This window comes from Paraburkholderia sp. CNPSo 3272 (genome assembly GCF_024206495.1).
GTDB lineage: Bacteria > Pseudomonadota > Gammaproteobacteria > Burkholderiales > Burkholderiaceae > Paraburkholderia.
The window spans coordinates 1-3,417 of record NZ_JAMBPQ010000082.1 but is presented as its reverse complement, the minus strand read 5'-3'; the positions used below and the strand labels follow the sequence as shown (position 1 = coordinate 3,417).

At 61.0% G+C, this 3,417-nt stretch carries 3 protein-coding genes; 1 reads left to right on the top strand and 2 read right to left on the bottom strand.

The genetic code is table 11. The features are described from left to right. Window positions 1-327 precede the first annotated feature (327 nt). Entirely contained in the window at window positions 328-1,461 is a 1,134-nt protein-coding gene (locus M3I53_RS37680; RefSeq protein ID WP_254320787.1) for a transposase, read from the bottom strand. Window positions 1,462-1,582: 121 nt separating this feature from the next. Here M3I53_RS37680 and M3I53_RS37675 point away from each other — a divergent pair, with 121 nt between their 5' ends. After that, window positions 1,583-2,740, top strand: a complete 1,158-nt coding sequence (locus tag M3I53_RS37675) for an MFS transporter (protein ID WP_254320786.1) — start codon at window positions 1,583-1,585, stop codon at window positions 2,738-2,740. A 479-nt stretch (window positions 2,741-3,219) separates the two neighbouring features. Here the strand turns inward: M3I53_RS37675 and M3I53_RS37670 are convergent. Continuing rightward, the coding region (locus M3I53_RS37670) for a hypothetical protein (RefSeq protein ID WP_254320785.1) at window positions 3,220-3,417 on the bottom strand (198 nt) is incomplete at its 5' end.

Genomic DNA, 3,417 nt, shown 5'->3' with positions numbered 1-3,417 from the left:
CTGAAGGCGGCGTAGCCCGGCATACGAGTAACCCGCGGAGATGCTAGGCAACGGATCTCATCCGACTTGCGTCAGTAGATAGCGGCAGGCTCATCGGACGGACCACTGTAATGCGGTACCCAACCCGCGGATATCAGCGTGATTCACCGTCGAGATTTACTGCTACGCCGCCCTCAGGAAATTCAGATTGCGTGCAACTCAAACAGGCAAAAACGATCCCGATTGACACGCGGAGTCATATCAGCATCTCGCCCGTTGGCCGCCCCCTCTCCTTGAAGGCCTGAAGGGAGGGGATTCCCACTTCACTGAATGCAACCCAACATCATCTCAATGAGACATGGGATTTAGGCTTTCTCCATGGGCTGACACCGCGAGCCCCGCGGCCAAAACATTACGAGCAGCATTCACGTCGCGGTCATGTGTTGACCCACATTCCGGACACGTCCACGAGCGCACGCCGAGAGGCATTTTCTGCACCGTATGGCCGCAGTCGCTGCATCGCTTGCTGGACGGATACCAGCGGTCGATTCCGATCAGCGTGCGCCCGTACCACCCGGCTTTGTACGTCAGTTGCCGCACGAACTCCGACCAGCTTGCATCGCTGATCGACTTCGCCAGGCGGCTGTTCTTCTGCATGTTGCTGACGGCAAGGCTTTCGATGGCGATCACTTGGTTCTCGTTTATCAACCGGGTCGAAAGTTTGTGCAGGAAGTCCCTGCGGGCGTCTGCCACCCTGGCATGCAGTTTTGCAACCTTCAGCTTCGCTTTCATGCGGCGAGCCGATCCCATCTGTTTTTTCGCAAGCCTGCGCTGCTGCTTCGCGAGCTTGTTTTCGTACTTGCGGAACGTGTTCGGAGCGCCGAACTTTTCTCCAGTCGAGAGGATTGCGAAGTGCGTCAGCCCAAGGTCGATTCCGACTTGCCCCGTCACCTTCTTCTTCTCCGACACAACGTCGTCGCAAAGGATCGAGACATGGTATCGACCCGCCGTATCTTTGGACACGGTAACTGTCGTCGGCTTTGCGCCCTTCGGCAACGTGCGTGACCAGCGGATTGCCAGTGGTTCGTCCATTTTCGCCAGTTTGAGTGCCCCGCCGTGCCACTTGAAAGCACTCGCCGTGTACTCGGCTGACTGGACGCCATCCTTGCGACGGAAGCTCGGATACTTCGCCCGCTTTGCGAAGAAGTTGGCGAACGCCGTCTGCAAATGCCGAAGCGCCTGCTGTACCGGCACCGAACTAACTTCATTCAACCACACATGCTCAGGCGTTTTTTTAAGCGCCGTTAGTACAGCGGAGGTCTCGTGGTAGTTGACACGCTCCTGGCGCTGAAACCAGGCATCGGTACGCAACCGAAGCATGTGGTTGTAGGCGAAACGCGCGCAGCCAAACGTCCGGGCGAGCACTGCGGCTTGCTCGAGCGTCGGGTAGAACCGAAATCGGTATGCGCGCTTGATGTTCATTATTCATACAATACCATGCTCTAGTTTGAGGGTGACGCAGCGATGCAGCCTTCGGCTGCACTCCTTTCACTCCCCGCCCTGCAGGAGCCCTGACGATCGGGGTTTCTCGGAGCAACATCTGATGAAAACCGTCCTCACCCGCGACTTTTTCGCGCTGATCCTGAGTGTGGCCGTGGTCGGCCTCGGCTCCGGCGCGACGCTTCCGCTCACCGCCCTCGCTCTCACCGACGCCGGATACGGCACCGCCATCGTCGGCCTGCTCACTGCCGCCCAGGCGCTGGGGGGCCTCGCCGTCGTGCCGTTCACGGCATGGATCTCCACACGCTTCGGCTCGCGCCAGGTGATCGTCGGCTCGGTGCTGACCGTGGCCGTCGCGACTGCGCTGATGCAGGCAAGCGCCAACCTGTGGCTCTGGGCGCTGCTGCGCATGCTCTGCGGCGCGGCGCTCATGCTGCTCTTCACGATCGGCGAAGCCTGGGTCAACGAACTCGCCGACGACTCGAACCGCGGCCGCGTGGTGGGCATCTACGCGACCACGTTCACGCTGTTCCAGATGTCGGGTCCAGTGCTCGTGAGCCAGATCGCGGGCTATACGGCGTGGCGCTTCGCGATCTGCGGCGCGATCTTTCTCGTCGCGCTGCCGATGCTTGCGGCGATCCGCTCGAATCCGCAGCAAACCGACATGCACGAGCCGCACGGGAGCTGGCGTCATGTGATGCCGAAGATGCCCGCGCTCATCGTCGCCACCGGCTTTTTCGCGCTGTTCGATACGCTCGCGCTGTCGCTCTTGCCGCTCTTCGCGATGGGTCACGGCATCGGCACCGAGGAGGCCGTGCTGTTCGCCTCGGCGGTGCTGCTCGGCGATACGACCATGCAATTCCCCATCGGCTGGCTTGCCGACCGGCTCGGCCGCGAGCGCGTGCATGCGCTCATGGGCGTGATCGTCGCGGTGCTGCTGCCGCTGTTGCCCTTCGTCGTCGATACACCCTGGCTGCGCTGGCCGCTCCTCTTCGTGCTGGGCGCGGCGGCGGGCTCCATTTATACGCTCGCCATCGTGGCATGCGGCGAGCGGTTCGAGGGCGTCGCGCTCGTTTCCGCGAGCGCGCTTGTGAGTGCGGCGTGGAGCGCGGCGAGCTTCGGCGGCCCGATCGTCACCGGCGCGCTGATGGAGCACGCGGGCCGCGACGCGATGCTGTGGGTACTGTTTGCGGGGGCGCTGGTGTTTCTCGGCGCGTTGCGGTGGGAGCGTTCGCGCGGGCTGGCGGGGGTGCGTGCATAAGCGGGTGGCTTACTTGTTATCGTGTCGGTATGCCTGGGTTGCCCCTGTGCGGGGCCGCACCTACTTTTCTTTGCAGCGGCAAAGAAAAGTAGGCAAAAGAAAGCCGCTCAAACCGCTAATGCCTGCCACAGTTCACATCTCGACGTACACGGTGAATGGCTCCGGAGCGTCTGTCGCCCCGCACCACCCAAGTGAGTGACAAAGCAGTCATTCATCCCGCTGCTCGCTACGCTCGCTGCGGTTGGGTCTGCATGGGAAACCAAAAGGCAATTCGGGCTTCGCGATAATGCACGCGTCTCAACGGTGTTGGGTTATGCCCTTCGGCGCGCGCAGCGCCGCCGGATGTATGAGCGCCTTGTCACTAACCTGGAAGGTGCGAGGTGACAGACGCTCCGGAGCCATTCACCATTTACGTCGAGATGTGAACTGTGGCAGGCGCTAGCGGTTTGAGCGGCTTTCTTTGCCTACTTGTATATTGCTTACTGCGTCTGGAAACTGATCCTTTCCTTTCGCAGGAAGCGGTAGCCCGTTTGTCCTTCAAGGGCTCGCAGCCCGAAAGAAAGCTGGTGGCGCCGCTTCCACTTACCGCTCCGAACCCGGACAGTTGACTGAGCCTCGAGCTCGTATTTCTGCAAGTATGGGTGCTGTGGTGAACCAAATCCAATCTTCTTCCGTTT